The sequence below is a fragment of the Micromonospora sp. NPDC048898 genome (assembly GCF_043198035.1).
GTDB lineage: Bacteria > Actinomycetota > Actinomycetes > Mycobacteriales > Micromonosporaceae > Micromonospora.
In genome coordinates this window covers 95,261-111,963 of sequence record NZ_JBICUF010000019.1, presented here as the reverse complement: position 1 = coordinate 111,963, position 16,703 = coordinate 95,261, and the positions used below count along the sequence as shown (strand labels likewise).

General features: G+C 75.8%; 11 protein-coding genes and 1 pseudogene. All 12 read right to left on the bottom strand.

Translation table 11 applies throughout. The features are described 5' to 3' along the window. Positions 1 to 2: 2 nt before the first annotated feature. The 12 genes and pseudogenes from cobA to cobN all read right to left on the bottom strand — a co-directional run bounded on the left by cobA (position 3) and on the right by cobN (position 16,465). Entirely contained in the window at positions 3 to 1,661 is a 1,659-nt protein-coding gene (gene cobA / locus ACGFIQ_RS32135; protein WP_393249391.1) for a uroporphyrinogen-III C-methyltransferase, read from the bottom strand. Then, on the bottom strand, positions 1,658 to 2,254 hold the full coding sequence (locus tag ACGFIQ_RS32130; RefSeq protein WP_393249429.1) for a precorrin-8X methylmutase: 597 nt from the start codon (positions 2,252 to 2,254) through the stop codon (positions 1,658 to 1,660). Before ACGFIQ_RS32130 ends, cobA begins: the two co-directional genes overlap by 4 nt. Further along, positions 2,249 to 2,449, bottom strand: a pseudogene (locus ACGFIQ_RS32125) (DUF362 domain-containing protein); the annotation flags it as partial. The pseudogene ACGFIQ_RS32125 and the gene ACGFIQ_RS32130, both read right to left, overlap by 6 nt. Next, entirely contained in the window at positions 2,437 to 4,281 is a 1,845-nt protein-coding gene (gene cobJ, locus ACGFIQ_RS32120) for a precorrin-3B C(17)-methyltransferase (RefSeq protein ID WP_393249389.1), read from the bottom strand. The pseudogene ACGFIQ_RS32125 and the gene cobJ, both read right to left, overlap by 13 nt. Further along, a complete protein-coding gene (gene cbiE, locus ACGFIQ_RS32115; RefSeq protein ID WP_393249387.1) occupies positions 4,278 to 5,645 on the bottom strand; it encodes a precorrin-6y C5,15-methyltransferase (decarboxylating) subunit CbiE in 1,368 nt (455 codons plus the stop codon). The genes cobJ and cbiE overlap by 4 nt, the downstream gene beginning before the upstream one ends. Further along, positions 5,642 to 6,793 (bottom strand): cobalt-precorrin-5B (C(1))-methyltransferase, encoded by a 1,152-nt coding sequence (locus ACGFIQ_RS32110; RefSeq protein WP_393249385.1) that lies wholly within the window; start codon positions 6,791 to 6,793, stop codon positions 5,642 to 5,644. Before ACGFIQ_RS32110 ends, cbiE begins: the two co-directional genes overlap by 4 nt. Further along, positions 6,790 to 7,623 (bottom strand): precorrin-4 C(11)-methyltransferase, encoded by an 834-nt coding sequence (cobM, locus tag ACGFIQ_RS32105; protein WP_393249383.1) that lies wholly within the window; start codon positions 7,621 to 7,623, stop codon positions 6,790 to 6,792. The genes ACGFIQ_RS32110 and cobM overlap by 4 nt, the downstream gene beginning before the upstream one ends. Continuing rightward, on the bottom strand, positions 7,620 to 8,459 hold the full coding sequence (gene cobI / locus ACGFIQ_RS32100; RefSeq protein WP_393249381.1) for a precorrin-2 C(20)-methyltransferase: 840 nt from the start codon (positions 8,457 to 8,459) through the stop codon (positions 7,620 to 7,622). The genes cobM and cobI overlap by 4 nt, the downstream gene beginning before the upstream one ends. Continuing rightward, positions 8,456 to 9,811: a cobyrinate a,c-diamide synthase gene (locus ACGFIQ_RS32095; protein WP_393249379.1), complete on the bottom strand. Its 1,356-nt coding sequence runs from the start codon at positions 9,809 to 9,811 to the stop codon at positions 8,456 to 8,458. Before ACGFIQ_RS32095 ends, cobI begins: the two co-directional genes overlap by 4 nt. Next, the gene (cobO, locus tag ACGFIQ_RS32090) at positions 9,808 to 10,419 is read right to left on the bottom strand and encodes a cob(I)yrinic acid a,c-diamide adenosyltransferase (RefSeq protein ID WP_393249377.1); all 612 of its coding nucleotides are present in this window, start codon (positions 10,417 to 10,419) and stop codon (positions 9,808 to 9,810) included. The genes ACGFIQ_RS32095 and cobO overlap by 4 nt, the downstream gene beginning before the upstream one ends. Then, entirely contained in the window at positions 10,419 to 12,800 is a 2,382-nt protein-coding gene (locus ACGFIQ_RS32085; protein ID WP_393249375.1) for a VWA domain-containing protein, read from the bottom strand. The genes cobO and ACGFIQ_RS32085 overlap by 1 nt, the downstream gene beginning before the upstream one ends. Next, positions 12,797 to 16,465 (bottom strand): cobaltochelatase subunit CobN, encoded by a 3,669-nt coding sequence (cobN, locus tag ACGFIQ_RS32080; RefSeq protein ID WP_393249373.1) that lies wholly within the window; start codon positions 16,463 to 16,465, stop codon positions 12,797 to 12,799. The genes ACGFIQ_RS32085 and cobN overlap by 4 nt, the downstream gene beginning before the upstream one ends. Between the last annotated feature and the right edge of the window lie 238 nt (positions 16,466 to 16,703).

Below are 16,703 nucleotides of genomic sequence, written 5' to 3'. Positions count from 1 at the left end.
CGTCAGACCGTGGGCCCGGTGGTCGTCAGCGCGACCACCGGGCCGACGACGAAGACGGCGGGCGGACGGATCTCCTCCCGGGCGGCGAGGGCGCCGATCTCGTCCAACCGGGCGGGCAGCGACCGCTGGTCGGGCTGCCCGGCGTCCTGCACGGCGAGCACCGGGGTCTCCGGGGCCCGGCCGTGCTCGATCAGCACTGACGCGATCTTGGCGATGGTGTCGACGGCCATCAGCAGCACGACGGTGCCTCGGGCGCGGGCCAGCGCCGCCCAGTCGACGAGCGAGTCGGGGTGCCCGGGCGGCAGGTGTCCGGACACGACCGTGACGTCGTGCGCCACGCCCCGGTGCGTCACCGGCACGCCCGCGAGGGCCGGCGCGGCGATGGCGCTGCTCACCCCGGGGACCACCGTCACCGGCACACCGGCCGCCGCGCAGGCCTGCACCTCCTCGTGGCCACGTCCGAAGACGTACGGGTCGCCGCCCTTGAGCCGGACCACCCGGCGACCGGCGCGGGCGTGCGAGACCAGGGCCGCGTTGATCGCCTCCTGGGCCATCGACGGGCCACGGGGCACCTTCGCGGCGTCGATGACCAGCACGTCGGGGCGCAGCCCGGTGAGCAACCCCGTGGGGGCCAGCCGGTCGGCCACCACGACGTCCGCCGCGTCGAGCAGCGCCCTTCCGCGTACCGTGATCAGGTCGTCGGGTCCCGGCCCGCCGCCGACCACCGCGACCGAACCGTGGTCGTGCCCGTGGTGGTGGTCGTGCCCGTGGTGGTGGTGGCCGACCGGGTCGTCGGGGTGGTCGTGCGGGCGTTGCGGGCGGCCCACCTTGTCGGCGAAGCCGGGCATCAACACCCGGTACGCGCAGGTGTCGCAGTTCATCCGGATGTCCCCGGCCAGCGCCTCGGTGTGGCGTTCCCGCACCAGGTCGGCGAGGGCGTCGCAGTCGCCGATCACCTCGGCCACCCGCACGTCGAGGTCGGGGTGGGCGGCGGCGAACTCCGCCGACTGGGCGACGATCCGGTCGGGCAGCACCCCGGCGAACAGGAAGTACGGGGCGACGACGATCCGCCGCGCGCCGAGGCGGCGCAGCCGCTCCAGCACCGCCGGCACCGACGGAGACGCGAGGGAGACGAAGCCGGGCTCCACACCCGCGTAGCCGCGCCCCTCCCAGAGCAGCCGGGCGACCTTCGCCACCTCGGCGTTGGCATCCGGGTCGGTGGACCCCCGACCGATCAACGCGACCCACGTGCCGGCCCGGTCGGCACCCTCCAGCGCCGTGCCGGCCCGGTCGGCACCCGCCAGCGCCGCGTCGATGCGCTGTTCGAGGGCGTCGTGCAGCAGGGGGTGTGGGCCGAGTGCACGGCCGTAGCGGTAGGTCAGCCCGGGGTGACGCTCCTGCTCGCGGGCCATCGCGGCGGGGATGTCACCCTTGCCGTGCCCGGCGGCGGTGAGCACCAGCGGCAACGCCACGAGCGCCCGGTGCCCGCGCGCGACGAGTGCGCCGACCGCGTCGGTCAGCGGCGGGCGGGACAACTCGATGAAGCCGCCCTCGACGTCGCCGACGTCACCGCGACGACGGACCCGCCCGACAAGCGCGGCGAACTGGTCGACCCCGGCCGCGCTGCGCGTACCGTGCCCGACGATGACCAACCCGGTCATGACTTCTCCTCGGTGTAGAGCAGGGCGTTGAGGGCGGCGGCGGCGACCGCCGACCCGCCCTTCTCCCCCACGTTGGACACGGCGGGCAGACCGCTGGCCCGCAGCGCCGCCTTCGACTCGGCGGCTCCGACGAAGCCGACCGGCAGGCCGACGACGAGCGCCGGAGCGGCGTCCAGGGTGAGTAGTTCGACAAGTGCGGTGGGTGCGCAGCCGACCACCCAGACCGCGCCCGGCCCGACCCGGTCGAGGGCGATCCGCACGGCCGCCGCCGAGCGGGTGATCCCGGCCGCGCGGCCCAACTCGGCGGCGGCCGGCTCGCCGACCGGGCAGACCAACTCCAGGCCCGCCCGGGTGATGCCGGCGGCGACCATCGCCACGTCGGTGACCACCGGTGCCCCGGCGCGCAACGCCGCCAGCCCCGACTCCAGCGCCGCCTCGTCGCAGACCAACTCGTCGACGTACGCGAGGTCGGCGCTGGCGTGCACCACCCGTTCGGTCACCGCCCGGCTCAGCGGCGGCAGGTGCGACAGGTCGACCCGCTCCCGCAGGATGCGGTACGACTCGACCTCGATCGGGTGCACCATCCGGCTCATCGGGGCTCCTTCACGAGGGTCGGGGTCGAGCACGCGGATCGCGTCGACCGGGCAGATCTCCAGGCACTCCAGGCAGCCGGTGCACCTGTCGGCGCGGACCGTCAGGCCGCCGGCGACCGGTCGGATCGCGTGCGTGGGGCAGGTGAGCAGGCAGGCGCCACAGCCCTGGCAGGCGTCGATCGTCACGATCGCCATCGGTACCCCCGGGGCGTGACCATCCGACCGGCGACCACCCTCGTGTCGCTGTTGCCGACCACCACGACGCTGTACATGTCGACCACGGCCGGGTCGAGGGTGGCCAGGGTCGCCAGGTGCAGCCGCTCGCCGGGGCGGCTGGCGTTGCGCACCACACCGACCGGGGTGTCCGGTGGGCGGTGGCCGGCGAGGATGCCGAGCGCCTTGCCGAGTTGCCAGTCCCGGGCCCGGCTGCGCGGGTTGTAGAACAGCGTCACGAAGTCACCCTCGGCCGCCGCGGTCACCCGTCGCTCGATGACCTCCCACGGGGTGTGCAGGTCGGACAGGCTGACATAGGCGTGGTCGTGGCCGAGGGGGGCACCGAGCAGCGCCCCGGCGGCCAGTGCGGCGGTCACCCCGGGCACGCCGACGACGTCGATGCGTTCGTCGGCGTACTCCAGGGCGGGGCTGGCCATCGCGTACACCCCGGCGTCGCCGGAGCCGATCAGCGCGACCGCGCGGCCGGCGACGGCCTCGGCGACGGCGGCGCGGGCCCGTGTCTCCTCCGCGCCGAGCCCGCTGGACAGCACCCGCGTGCCCGGCCGGAGCACGTCGCGGACCTGGTCGAGGTACTGGTCCAGGCCGACCACCACGGCGGCGCGACGCAGCTCGGCCACCGCGCGGGGGGTGCGCAGGTCGGCGGCGCCCGGTCCGAGCCCGACGACGGCCAGCCGGCCGCGTGGCGCGTGCCGGGCCACCGCCACGGTGGCCATCGCCGTCGCGGTCTTGCCCACCAGCAACGTGGCGTCGTCCGGGCGGCCGTCCGGACCGAGCAGGGCCGCGGCCTCGGCCACGCTCGGCGTGCCGACCGCCGCGCGGACCACCTCGCTGGGGTGCGGCACGTCGACCTCCGCCAGCCGCGTCGCCGGCCAGGTCACCAGGGGTACGCCGAGCGCGTCGGCGGTACTGCGGATGCCCGCCTCGTCGGCCTTCACGTCGGCGCTGGCCAGGCAGCGCAGGCTCGCGGCGCTGAGGCCGGCCTCGGCCAGCACCCGGTGCAGCAGCTCCGCCACCTCGGCGGCCGGTACGCCCCGGCTCGCGCCCACGCCGGCGACAAGTGACGGCGGCCGGAGCACGGCGGTCCGCCCGTCGAGCGGCACCACCCGGTCGGTGACCAACAGTCGGTAACCGGAGTCGACACCACCGGCCTCGTTGTCGGCGGCGGCCCCGTCGACGGGGGCGATCCCGTTGTCGCCGACGGCGTTGTCGCCGACGGCGTTGTCGGCGGCCCCGCTGTCGGCGGCGACCCGGGAGTGTGCGGCGGCGGGTTGGGGCCGGACGTTCGGGGGCAGGGCGGGCAACGGCCAGTGGGCGTCGGCGACCAGTCGGACCGGCTCGCCGTCCAGGATGGCCCGGGACACCGCGGCGACCGCGCCCTGCACCGGCCAGCCGAGGGTGTCCAGCCCCGGTAGGCCGACCGCGTCGGTGGCGGTGGTGATCACCGGTCGGGCGTCCAGCAGCGCGGCGACCCGCTCGGCGAGGTCGTTGCCGCCGCCGGCGTGCCCGCCGAGCAGCGCCACGGCGTGCCGGGCGGCCTCGTCGACGACCACCACGGCCGGGTCGCCGTGCTTGTCGGCGAGCAGCGGCGCGAGGATCCGCACCACCGCGCCGGTGGCCAGGAACGCGACCACCGCGTCACTGTCCACCCAGGCGGTCCGCAGCGCGTCGGCGACGCTCTCCCCCTCGACCAGGCGGGCGTGCGGCCAGGCGGCGGCGACGGTGTGGGCGTGCCGTCGGCCGGCGGCCGTGGCCGCCACCAGACCGATGCGAGGGGGCGGGTTCTGGTCGGTCACGGGCGCTCCCCGGTGAGGACGACCACCGGGTTGGTGGCCGCGAGGCGGATCGACCCGCCGGGCAGGTCGGCGAGGCGGGCGGCGGAGAGCTGACAGCCCTGCACCGTGTAGCCGGCGGCGCGCAGCAGGCCAACGGCCGGTGCGACCCGGTCCAGGGCGGCCAGGGTGAGCACCACCCGCTCGGGTTGGCGGGTCACCACGGCGGCGAGCACGTCGACACCTCCGCCGCCGACGAAGACCGCGTCCGGTTCGGGCAGGCCGGCCAGCGCCTGCGGTGCCCGCCCGGTGACGAGCCGGACGTCCACCGCGTGCGCCGTCGCGTTGGCCCGGATGGTCGCGCCGGCTCCGGGGTCCTGTTCGACGGCGAGTACGGCAGCGCCGAGCAGGGCGCACTCGATGCCGACCGAACCGCTGCCCGCGCCGACGTCCCACACCAGCCGACCCAGTCGGGGGCGCAGCCGGGCGACGACCAGGGCGCGCACCTCCGACTTGGTGATCATGGAGTCGCGGTGGGCGTACCGGCTCTCCGGCAGCGCCCACCCACCGGCCGGCGCGGCGGCCGGCTGGTTGTCGGCGCGCATCCCACCGGGCGCGACCCGATCCGAGTCGGCGAGGCTGAGCAGGACGTGTGGGTCGGACCAGGTCTCGGTGGCGGCCTGCTCGGGGGTCACCGGGCGGATCCGTTCGGCGGCGGTGCCCAGGTGCTCGGCGACGAGCAGGCGGCGGGGCCAGCCGATCAGGCCCGCACCCAGCTCGGCGGCACCGGCACCGGGTGCGGTGAGCACCGCCACCAGCGGCAGCGCCCGGCAGGCGTTCAGGGCCGGTCGCGGGTCGCGCCCGTGCGCGGTGACGACGGCGGCACCGTCCCAGGGCAGCCCGGCGCGGGCGAACGCGGCGGCCACACTGGACACCGCGGGCACCACCCGCAGCGGCAGCCCGGCCGCGCGCAGCCGGCGGACGATGCCGAACAGGCCCGGGTCCCCGCTGGCGAGCACCACGGCCGGCACCCCGGCGGCGACGACCTCGGTCAGCCGGTGCAGGGCGGGGGCGAGCGGCCCGAGGGCGACGGTGCCCGCGCCGGCCGGCACGGGAACGGCGGCCAGGTGCCGGGCCGCCCCGACGACCAGCCCAGCCTCGGCCAGCGCGGGTGCGAGGGCGGGGTGCGGCGGCGCCCCGGCCGCGTCCAGCCCGACCACTGTCACCAGCGCCTCCGGGCCGGTCGCGGACACCAGCGCCTCCGGGCCGGTCGCGGACACCAGCGCCTCCGGGCCGGCCGTGGCCACCAGCGTGGCCGGTGCTGCCGGGTTCGCCAGCGCGTCCGGTGCCGCCGGGTTCGCCAGGGGATCCGGGGACGTCCGGCTCATCGGGGCCACCGCCCCGACGAGGCGACCACGTGCGCTCCGGCGAAGTCGACCATCGCCACGTCCACGGTGACCGTCGGTCCGGCGAAGCGTCGCAGCACCTGGCGGACCCGTTGGCAGAGCAGGTCGCCGGCCGGGCCGAGCAGCCCGGCGGCCTCCCACAGCTCGTACGCGTGCCGCCCGGTGTTCGCCTCGGTCACGGCGGCGACGAGCGCCGGGTCGCCACCGGCCTCGGCGGTCACCGCGCCGAGCAGGGACAGGTCCACCTTCGAGCGCGTGTAGTGGGTCATCAGGATGCCGGCGGCGAGTTTGGCCAGCTTGCCGGCCATGCCGACGAAGACCACACCGGTCATGCCGTCCTCCACCGCGGCGGTCACCGCGGCCCCGGTGAAGTCGCCGACCTCGACGAAGCACACCTCGGGCAGGTCGGGCAGCAGCGCGCGGGCGGCCCGCTCGGTACGCCCACCGGTGCACAGCACCACCGTCGGCTCACCCTGGGCGGCCATCACGTGCACGGCCTGCACGACGCTGGCCCGCCAGGAGGCGGTGGAGAACGGGCGGACGATGCCGGTGGTGCCGAGGATCGAGATGCCGCCGAGGATGCCCAGTCGGCGGTTGGTGGTCTTGCGGGCCATGATCTCGCCCCGGGGCACGCTGATCACCACCCGTACGCCGACCTCGGTGAGGTCGACCACCTCGGCCACCGCCTCGCCGATCATCCGGCGGGGGGTGTCGTTGATCGCCGGGCCGCCGACCGCGAGCCCGAGGCCGGGTTTGGTGACCGTGCCGACGCCCGCGCCACCGGCGAGCCGCAGGCCGGGAACGTCGGTCCAGTCCACTGTCGCGGTCAGCTCGGCCCCGTGGGTGACGTCCGGGTCGTCGCCGGCGTCCTTGACCACCACCGCCTCGGCCCGCACCGGCGGGTCGCCGGTCAGCTCGCAGCGTTCCACTCCGAAGCGCACCCGCCGACCGGCGGGCAGACCGATCTCCACGTCCGGCTGGATCTCCCCGGTGACCAGGGCGGTGACCGCCGCCTTGGCCGCCGCCGTCGCACAGGCGCCGGTGGTCCAGCCGGTGCGCAGCGCGGTGGGCCGGACCTTCGCGGTACGCGGCAGGTCCGGCTCGCGCAGCGGCGGCTCGGCGTACGTCACGGTGTGCCTGTTCCTCCGGCGCGGGTGCCGGACTGGCGGCGCAGCTCGGCGCGGGCGGCCGGCTCGGCCCGGCGGAAGGTGTGGAAGTGCCCGGGGTGGTACAGGTGCGAGCGGGTGCCCTCGGCGGCCAGTGCCGGCCCGACCAGGAAGAGCGTGTGTTTCCACAGCTTGTGCTGCTTGACCGTCGCCTCCAGGGTGCCGACCGTGCAGCGCACCACCAGTTCGTCCGGCCAGGTCGCCTGGTACGCCACCACGGCCGGGGTGTCCTGCGGGTAGCCGCCGGCCAGCAACTCGGCCTGCACCTGCCCGGAACGGGCGGCGGAGAGGAACAGCGCCATGGTGGTGCCGTGCCGGGCGAAGTCGCGGACCCGCTCACCGGGCGGCATCGGGGTCTTGCCGCCTTCGAGGCGGGTGAGGATCACCGACTGGGCCACCTCGGGCACGGTCAGCTCCCGCCCGACGATCGCCGCGACGGCGGTGAACGAGGAGACCCCGGGCACGATCTCGACGGCCAGGCCGAGCGCCCGGCACAGGTCCAGCTGCTCCTGCACGGCGCCCCACAGCGCCGGGTCGCCGGAGTGGATCCGCGCCACGGTCAGCCCCTGTTCGGCGGCGCGCTGATAGAGCGGCAGCACACCCTCGATGGGCAGCTGCGACGAGTCGACGATCTCCGCGCCCGCGCGGGCGTGACCGAGCACGTCGGCGTGCACCAGGCTGGCCGCCCAGATCACGATGTCCGCGTCGGCGATCACCCGGGCGGCCCGCAGGGTCAGCAGGTCCGCCGCACCGGGGCCGGCGCCGACAAACCACACCTTGCCGTCGCTTGTCACAGTTTTCCTCCTCGGTGCTCGCGGCGGGCCGGGACCAGCAGCGTCGACAGGTACGGCAGGTCGTGCGCGGTGTCGTCGACCGGGCCGATCCGTTCGCCGGGCAACCCCAGGTTGCGCCCGAGCACGGCGTCGGCGAGGCGGCCCTGCCGGCGCAGCTCGGCCAGCAGCTCCGGATGCCGCCGCCAGCCCTTGTAGGCGACCACGGTGCCCGGCCCGGCGAGGGCGTCGGCGAACAGCGCCAGACCGGCGGTGGCCGGCAGCAGGGTCAACGGCTCGCGTCCCTCACAGAGCGGGGTGCCGCTGCGCGCGGCCAACTCCTGCATGGCGGTGATGCCGGGCACCGTCGCCACCCGCACCGCCGGGCGCAGCGCGCGCACGCTCTGCGCCAGGTAGCCGAAGGTGGAGTAGACGTTCGGGTCGCCGATGGTGGCGAACGCCAGTGACCGTGCGCCCGCGTCGATCGCGTCGACCACCGCCCGGGCCGCGTCGTCCCAGGCCGCCGCCCGGCGGGCGGTCACCCCACCCCGGTCGTCCAGGGCGAACGGCAGCCGGCGCAGCCGGTCCGCCGCGACGTGTGTCCGTACCGTCGCCTCGGCCCGCCCGGCGTCCGCACCCGCCGGCGTCGGCGCGGCGGTCGCGGTGGGCGCGACCCGGTCCGCCATCACGGGTACGAAGACCAGGTCGGCCTCGCGCAGCAACCGCACCGCCCTGACGGTGAGCAGTTCCGGGTCACCGGGGCCGACACCGATCCCGGTCAGCGTGGCGTCGGCCGATCCGCCGGCCCCGGTCAGCCTGGCGTCGGCCGATCCGCCGGCGGCACGGTCGTCGGCGCTCATCGGCACGCCTCGACCAGGCGGCGGGCCGCGTCGGGGTGACCGGCCCAGTGGGTGTGCAGGTAGGAGGCGTGCACCCGGCCGGTGACGAAGCCGTGCTCGGTGTCGTTCCAACGCCACGCCGGCGCGTCGCCGTGCCCCGGGTCGGTGGTGGTGCGGTGGAACTCGTGGCCGCGTACCGGCCCGCCGGCGACGGCCACCGGGGAGTCGGCGACGGCCACCGCCTCGCGGTAGCCGAGGGTGAGCCGGCCGGTCATCCGGGCGGTCAGGTCCAGCCGGCCGCACATCGGCACGCCGTCCAGGGACTGTCCGAGGTAGAGCAACCCGGCGCACTCGGCCACGATCGGCCCGTCGAAGTCGGCCAGCTCGGCGCGCAGCGCGGTGTTGTCGGCCAGCGCCTGGGCGTACGCCTCGGGGAACCCGCCGCCGATGACCACCGCCCGGGTGCCGGCGGGCAGGGCGGGGTCGCGCAGCGGGTCCACGGTGACCACGTCCGCGCCGGCGGCGGTGAGCAGTTCGGCGGTCTCCGCGTACGAGAAGGTGAAGGCCGGACCACCGGCGAGGGTGACCCGTGGCCGCTCGACGCCGGCCGGCCCGCCGACGGCGGCGACCGGGTCCCACGCCGGGCCGGTCAGCGGCGGGGCGGTGCGGGCCAGGTCGAGCACCGCGTCGAGGTCCACGGTGGCCTCGACCAGCTCGGCGAGGGCGGCGACGATCGCCAGGGACTCGGGTGTCCGCTCGGCGACCGGGACGAGGCCGAGGTGTCGGGCCGGCGCGGCCACCTCGGCGGCGCGGGTGACGGCACCGAGCACCGGTACGCCCACCTCGGCGAGGGCGTCGCGCAGCAGCGTCTCGTGCCGGGGTGAACCGACCCGGTTGAGGATCACACCGCCGATGCGTACCGCCGGGTCGAACGCGGCCATGCCGAGCGTCAGCGCGGCGGCGGAGCGGCCCTGTGCGGTGGTGTCCAGCACCAGCAGCACGGGTGCCTCGATCAGCCGGGCGACGTGCGCGGTCGAGGCGTAGTCGCGGCGGCCCACCGCCCCGTCGTGCAGGCCCATGACGCCCTCCACCACGGCGATGTCGGCGGGCGTCGGAACGCTCGCGCCGTGCCGCAGCAGAGCGGCGATGCGGTCGGCCCCGACCAGGAACGGGTCCAGGTTGCGGCCGGGCCGGCCGGCGGCGAGGGCGTGGTAGCCGGGGTCGATGTAGTCGGGGCCGACCTTGTGTGGGCTGACCGTGAGGCCACGCCGACGCAGGGCGGCGAGCAGCCCGGTGGCGACAGTCGTCTTGCCGTGCCCGCTGGCCGGGGCGGCCACCACCACCCGGGGCAGTGCCCAGGGCGTCGCGGTCACCACTCGATGCCCTTCTGGCCCTTCTGGCCGGCGTCCATCGGGTGCTTGACCTTGGTCAGCTCGGCCACCAGGTCGGCGGCGGCGACCAGGCGCGGGTCGGCGTCCCGGCCGGTGATCACCACGTGTTGGAAGCCGGGCCGGTCGGCCAGGGTGGCCACCACCTCGTCGACGTCCACCCAGCCCCACTTCATCGGGTAGGTGAACTCGTCGAGCACGTACAGCCCGTACCGCTCGGCGGCCAGGTCACGCTGGATCTGCCGCCAGCCCTCCAGGGCGTCGGCGGCGTGGTCGGCCTCGCCGCCGCGCTGGATCCACGACCAGCCCTCGCCCATCTTGTGCCAGGCCACCGGTGCGCCCTGGCCGGTGCGTTCGTGCACCTCGCCGAGCGCGCGGAAGGCGTTCTCCTCCCCCACCCGCCACTTGGCGCTCTTGACGAACTGGAACACGCCCACCGGCAGGCCGGCCGTCCACGCCCGCAACGCCAGCCCGAAGGCGGCGGTCGACTTGCCCTTCATCTGTCCGGTGTGGACGATCAGCAGTGGTCGGTGCCGCCGCTGCCGGGTGGTCAACCCGTCAGTAGGCACGTGACTCGGCTGTCCCTGCGGCATCAGCGATCTCCCCTGGCTGGCGTGATGGTGGTGCCGGTCGAGATCTTGGAAGGAATCCGCCCTTCCAGGGGCCATTTCCTTCCAAGATCTCCTCGGGTCTGGGCCACGTCGTTCAGTTCGTGGCGGGGGGCTTGCAGCTGGGTTGCCAGGCGATTGGCCAGGTTCAGGCGGACCGGGCCGGCCTCGCAGTCGACGACCACGCAGGGGGCGGCCGTCGCCGCCAGGACCTTCGCGGCTGCCGCTGCCCGGTCGAGCGGACGCTGACCCGCAGTGGCTCTGCCGTCGGTGACGATGAGGACCAGCGGGCGGCGCTTCGGGTCGCGCAGGCGCTCCACCCGCAGCAGATCGGCGGCGGCGAGCAGGCCCTCGGCCAACGGCGTACGCCCGCCGGTGGGCAACTCGGCCAGCCGGGTCGAGGCGGCCAGCACCGACGACGTCGCCGGCAGCAGCGTCCGCGCGCCGGCACCGCGGAAGGCGATCACCGCGACCTTGTCCCGCCGCTGGTAGGCGTCGGTGAGCAGGGCGAGCACCGCGTCCTTCACGGCGGTCATCCGCTGCCGGGCACCCATCGAGCCGCTGGCGTCCACCACGAACAGCACCAGGTTGCCCTCACGGCCCTCGCGCACCGCCTCGCGCACGTCGTCCGGGCGCAACCGCAGCGGGCCGGTCAGCCGCCCCCGAGCGGCCTGGTGCGGCGCGGCGGCACGGACCGTCGCCGGCAGGTGCAACGCCCCGACCCGGCCCGTCGGCACCCGCGCCCCGGTGGTACGCCCCCGCCCGGTGCGGGCTCGCGAACGCCGGCCCGGCACCCCGTCACCCACGCCGGGCGCGGTGAGCACCCGCGCCCGCAGCCCACCCCGGGGTACGGCCACCGGCTGAGACTTCCCGCCGCTCCGGATCGGATCGTCGTCACCGGCCACCGGCTCCCGGCCACCGCGCGGGCGCGCGTTCGCACCGCCCCGGTCGTCCGCCGAGCGCTGCGGCCAGCCGTCGTCGCCCCGCTCGTCCGTCCCGCGCTGCGGCCAGTCGTCTGCGCCCCGGTCCTCCGCCGAACGCTGGGGCCAGTCGTCTGCGCCCCGGTCCTCGGCCGAGCGCGGCGGCCAGCCGTCGGCGCCGTCCGGCCCGTCCGCGGGCCCATCCGGGCCGACGCCGTCAGGTGCCGGCGAGTGCCCGGCCGGCCCGGGTTCGCCCTGGCCGGCACCATCATCACTGCCGTCGCCGCCCTGCGGGCCGCCACCAGCCGGGCCCCCGCCGTTCGGGCCGCCACCGTTCGGGCCGCCACCGTTCGGGCCGCCACCGTTCGGGCCGCCACCGTCTGGGCCGCGGTCCTCGGGGCCGTTGTCGTCCGGGTCGTCGGGGTGGGCGTCCTGGGCCCGTTGCAACGCCTCGTCGAGGCGCTTCTCGTCCAGCCCGGGGGTGTCGAACGGGTCGCGGCGGCGGCGGTGCGGCAGGGCCAGCCGGGCGGCCACCCGGACGTCGTCGATGGTGACCCGGTCCCGACCGTGCCAGGCGGCGTGGGCCAGGGCGGTACGGGCCGTGACGATGTCGGCGCGCATCCCGTCCACGTCGAACGCCGCGCACACCTCGGCGATCTGCCGCAACGCGGCGTCCGGGAGGCGTACCCCGGGAAGCCGGCGGCGGGCGGCGGCCACCTGGGCGGCGATCTCCGCGTCGGCGTCGGCCCAGCGGGCGGCGAACCCGGCCGGGTCGGCGTCGGCGGCGAGCCGGCGGCGGACCACCTCGACCCGGACCTGCGGGTCCCGGCTGGCACCCACCTCCACCGTGAGCCCGAACCGGTCGAGCAACTGCGGGCGCAGCTCCCCCTCCTCCGGGTTCATGGTGCCCACCAGCAGGAACCGGGCCGCATGACTGACCGACACGCCCTCCCGCTCGACGTGGCTGCGACCCATCGCCGCCGCGTCCAGCAGCAGGTCCACGAGGTGGTCGTGCAGCAGGTTGACCTCGTCGACGTAGAGCACCCCCCGGTGCGCGGCGGCGAGCAGGCCCGGCTCGAAGGCGCGTACCCCCTCGCCGAGGGCCTTCTCCAAATCCAGCGAACCGACCACCCGGTCCTCGGCGGCACCGACCGGCAGCTCCACCAGCCGGGCGGGACGCGTCTCGGCGGCGGCGTCGGCCGGATGCGGCCCGTCCGGGCAGGCCGGGTCCGGCTCGGCCGGGTCACAGCCGAAGCGGCAGCCGGCGACCCGGCGGACCGGGGGCAGCAGCGCGGCCAGTGCGCGCACGGCGGTGGACTTGGCGGTGCCCTTCTCACCCCGGACCAGCACCCCGCCGATCGCCGGGGACACCGCGTTGAGCAGCAGCGCCAGCCGCATGTCGGCCATGCCGAGCACCGCACTGAACGGGTAAGTGGTCACGCTCATGCCCGGTCCTCCAGATCGCCCTCACTGGCCAGGTACGTGTCGCGCAGCCGGTCCAGGGTGGCCGGCTCGGGTTTGGCCCACAGCCCCCGGTCGGCGGCCTCCAACAGGCGCTCGGTGATGCCGCGCAGCGCCCACGGGTTGGACCGCTCCAGGAACTCGCGGGTGGTGTCGTCGAAGAGGTACGCGGCGGCCAGGTGCTCGTACATCCAGTCGTCGACGACGCCGGCGGTGGCGTCGTAGCCGAACAGGTAGTCCACTGTGGCCGCCAGCTCGAACGCGCCCTTGTAGCCGTGCCGGCGCATCGCCGCGATCCACTTCGGGTTGACCACCCGGGCTCGGAACACCCGCCGGGTCTCCTCGCCCAGCGTGCGGGTGCGCACGTCGTGCGGCATCGCCGAGTCACCCACGTACGCCTGCGGTGACGTCCCGGTGAGGTGGCGGACCATCGCCACCATCCCGCCGTGGTACTGGAAGTAGTCGTCGGAGTCGACGATGTCGTGCTCGCGGGTGTCCTGGTTCTTCACCGCCACCGCGATCCGGGCGAACGAGCGCTCCATGTCGGCGCGCGCCTCCCGCCCGTCCAGGCCCCGGCCGTAGGCGTAGCCGCCCCACACCGCGTACACCTCGGCCAGGTCGGCGTCGCTGCGCCAGGTCCGGGCGTCGATCAGCGGCAGCAGGCCGGCGCCGTACGCCCCGGGCTTGGAGCCGAAGATCCGGGCGGTGGCCCGCCGCTCGTCGCCGTGCTCGGCGAGGTCGGCGGCGACGTGCGCCCGCAGGTAGTTCTCCGCCTCCGGCTCGTCCAGGGCCGCGACCTGCCGCACGGCGTCGTCGAGCAGCGCCACCACGTGCGGGAACGCGTCGCGGAAGAAACCGGAGATGCGCACTGTCACGTCGACGCGGGGCCGGCCCAGCTCGGCGGTCGGCACCACCTCGATGCCGGTGACCCGCCGGGACCGCTCGTCCCACACCGGCCGGCAGCCCAGCAGCGCCAGCACCTCGGCGATGTCGTCGCCCTGGGTGCGCATCGCGCTGGTGCCCCACACGGTCAAACCCACCGAGCGGGGGTACGCCCCGGTGTCGGCGAGGTGCCGGGCCAGCAGCGAGTCGGCGAGGGCCACCCCGACGTCCCAGGCGTTGCGGCTGGGGATGGCCTTCGGGTCGACGGAGTAGAAGTTGCGCCCGGTGGGCAGCACGTTGACCAGGCCCCGGGTCGGTGAGCCGGACGGGCCGGGCGGCACGAACCGGCCGTCGAGCGCGCCGAGGGTGTTGGTCAGCTCGTCGGTGGTCCGGCCGAGCCGGGGCACCAGCTCGGTGGCGGCGAAGTGCAGCACCGCCGCGACGTCCGGGATGGGCTGCCCGGTCACCTCGGCCACCACCGCGTCGACCCCGTCCACGGCCCAGTCCAGGGTCTCCATGCCGAGGACCAACCGTCGGGCCAGGGCCTCGATCAGGTCGATCGCGTCGGCGGCGGTGCCGGCCGGCCCGTCCACCACGTCGGTCAGCGCGGTGGGCAGCGCCAGTCGTTCGCCAGGTGCCGCGAGCAGTTCCTGCTCGTCGAGGGAGTACGCAACGGCGAGCGCCTGCCGCAGGCCGGGCAGGGCGCGGGCGCCGCCCCAGATCTGCGGTGCGCGCAGCACCGCGAGGACCAGGTTGACCCGGGGCTCACCGGTGGGCGCGTCGGCGAGGATGTGCAGCCCGTCGCGGATCTGCACGTCCTTGACCTCGCACAGGTACCCGTCGAGGTGCAGCACGAAGTCGTCGAAGTCGTCCGCGTCGGGCATCGCCTCGGCGTGCAGGTCGTGGTGCAGCTCGGCGGCGCGGACGAGGTCCCAGATCTGCGCCCGCACGGTGGGCACCTTCGCCGGGTCGAGCGCCTGCACCGTCGCGTACTCGTCGAGCAGTTGCTCCAGTTTGGCCAGGTCGCCGTAGGTCTCGGCGCGGGCCATCGGCGGCACCAGGTGGTCGATCACCACGGCGTGCGCCCGCCGCTTGGCCTGGGTGCCCTCGCCGGGGTCGTTGACGATGAACGGGTAGACCAGCGGCAGGTCGGTGAGGACCGCGTCGGGCGCGCAGTCGGCGGCCAGGCCGAGGCCCTTGCCGGGCAGCCACTCCAGGGTGCCGTGCTTGCCCAGGTGCACCACGGCGTCCGCGCCGAAGCCGCCGTCCGCGCTCGGAGCGGCCAACCAGCGGTACGCGGCCAGGTAGTGGTGACTCGGCGGGAGGTCCGGGTCGTGGTAGATGGCGATCGGGTTCTCCCCGAAGCCGCGCGGCGGTTGGATCAGCAACACCACGTTGCCGAAGCGCAGCCCGGCGAGGACGATGTCCCCGCTCTCGGTGTACAGCTCGCCGGGCGGCTCACCCCAGTGCTCCCGCATCCGTTCGCGCAGCTCGGCCGGGATCTGGTCGAACCACCGCCGGTACGTCGACCCCGGTATCCGGGCCTCGGCGGCGGCCAACTGCTCCGGGGTGAGCCACTCCACGTCGTGGCCTCCGGCGGCGATCAGCGCGTGGATCAGCGCGTCACCGTCGTCGGGCACCGGCGCGTCGCCCAGGTGGTAGCCGGCGTCGACCAGCGCCGCGAGCAGCCGGACCGCCGAGACCGGGGTGTCCAGCCCGACGGCGTTGCCGACCCGGGAGTGCTTGGTGGGGTACGAGCTGAGCACCACGGCGATCCGCTTGTCGGCGTTGGGCACGTAGCGCAGCCGGGCGTGGCGCACCGCGATCCCGGCGACCCGGGCGGCCCGCTCGGGGTCGGCGGCGTAGACGGACAGGCCGTCGGCGTCGATCTGCTTGAACGAGAACGGCACGGTGACGATCCGACCGTCGAACTCGGGGATGGCCACCTGCATCGCCGCGTCCAACGGGGACAGCCCGGCGTCGCTGGCCTCCCACTGCGCCCGGGTGCTGGTCAGGCAGAGCGCCTGGATGACCGGCACGTCCAGGGCGGCCAGGGCGCCGACGTCCCAGGCGTCCTCGTCGCCGCCTCCGGAGGCGTCCGCGGCGACCGCACCGCCGGCGGCGAGCACGGTGACCAGCAGCGCGTCGCAGCGGGCGAACAGCCCGAGCGGGCCGGCGCCGGTGGTCAGCCCGCGCAGCGAGCCGCAGAAGATCGGCAGCGGATTGCCGCCGGCTTCGCGGACCGCGTCCGCGAGTACGTCGACGAATCCGGTGTTGCCGGCGAGGGCGTGCGCCCGGTAGAAGACGATCCCCACGGTGGGCCGGTCCGGGTCGGTCGGGTGTTCGCCGTGCACGCCGTACGCCGGGGTGGGTGTGGGCGGGGCGAACCCCTCGCCGGTGAGCAGCACCGTGTCGGAGAGGAACCGGGCCAGTTGCGCCAGGTTGTCCGGCCCGCCCTCGACCAGGTACGACAGCGCCTGGGTGACGACCCCGGACGGCACTGTGGAGATGGCCATCAGCTCCGCGTCGGGCAGCGCCTCGCCGCCGAGCACGACCGTCGGTACCCCGGTGCCGAGCACCGTGGCGAGGCCGTCCGGCCACGCCTGTCGACCGCCGAGCAGGCGTACGACGACGAGGGCGACTCCGTCGAGCAGGGCGGGCACCTCGTCGGCGGTGACCCGGGCGGGGTTGGCGAGCCGGTAGTCGGCGCCGCTGGCGCGGGCGGCCAGCAGGTCGGTGTCGGCGGTGGAGAGCAGCAGGATGCGCACGGCGGGCTCCGGAGAGTGACGCCCTGGCCGCTGCGGGGGCGACCTGGACGAAGCGGGTGGGTGCGGCGTCAGCCGGTACGACGGCGCTGCCGGACTCGTCGACGCGGGCGTCGGAGCCGGTCAGCGGCGGGCGCTCAACTCAGCGGTAGCGGAAGCCAGCGGCCTGGCGTGCGTCGAGGCAACCGGCGCCAGCCGTGCGGGCGCGGCCGGTTCCGGGTGCGGTGTGTCGCCCGCGATG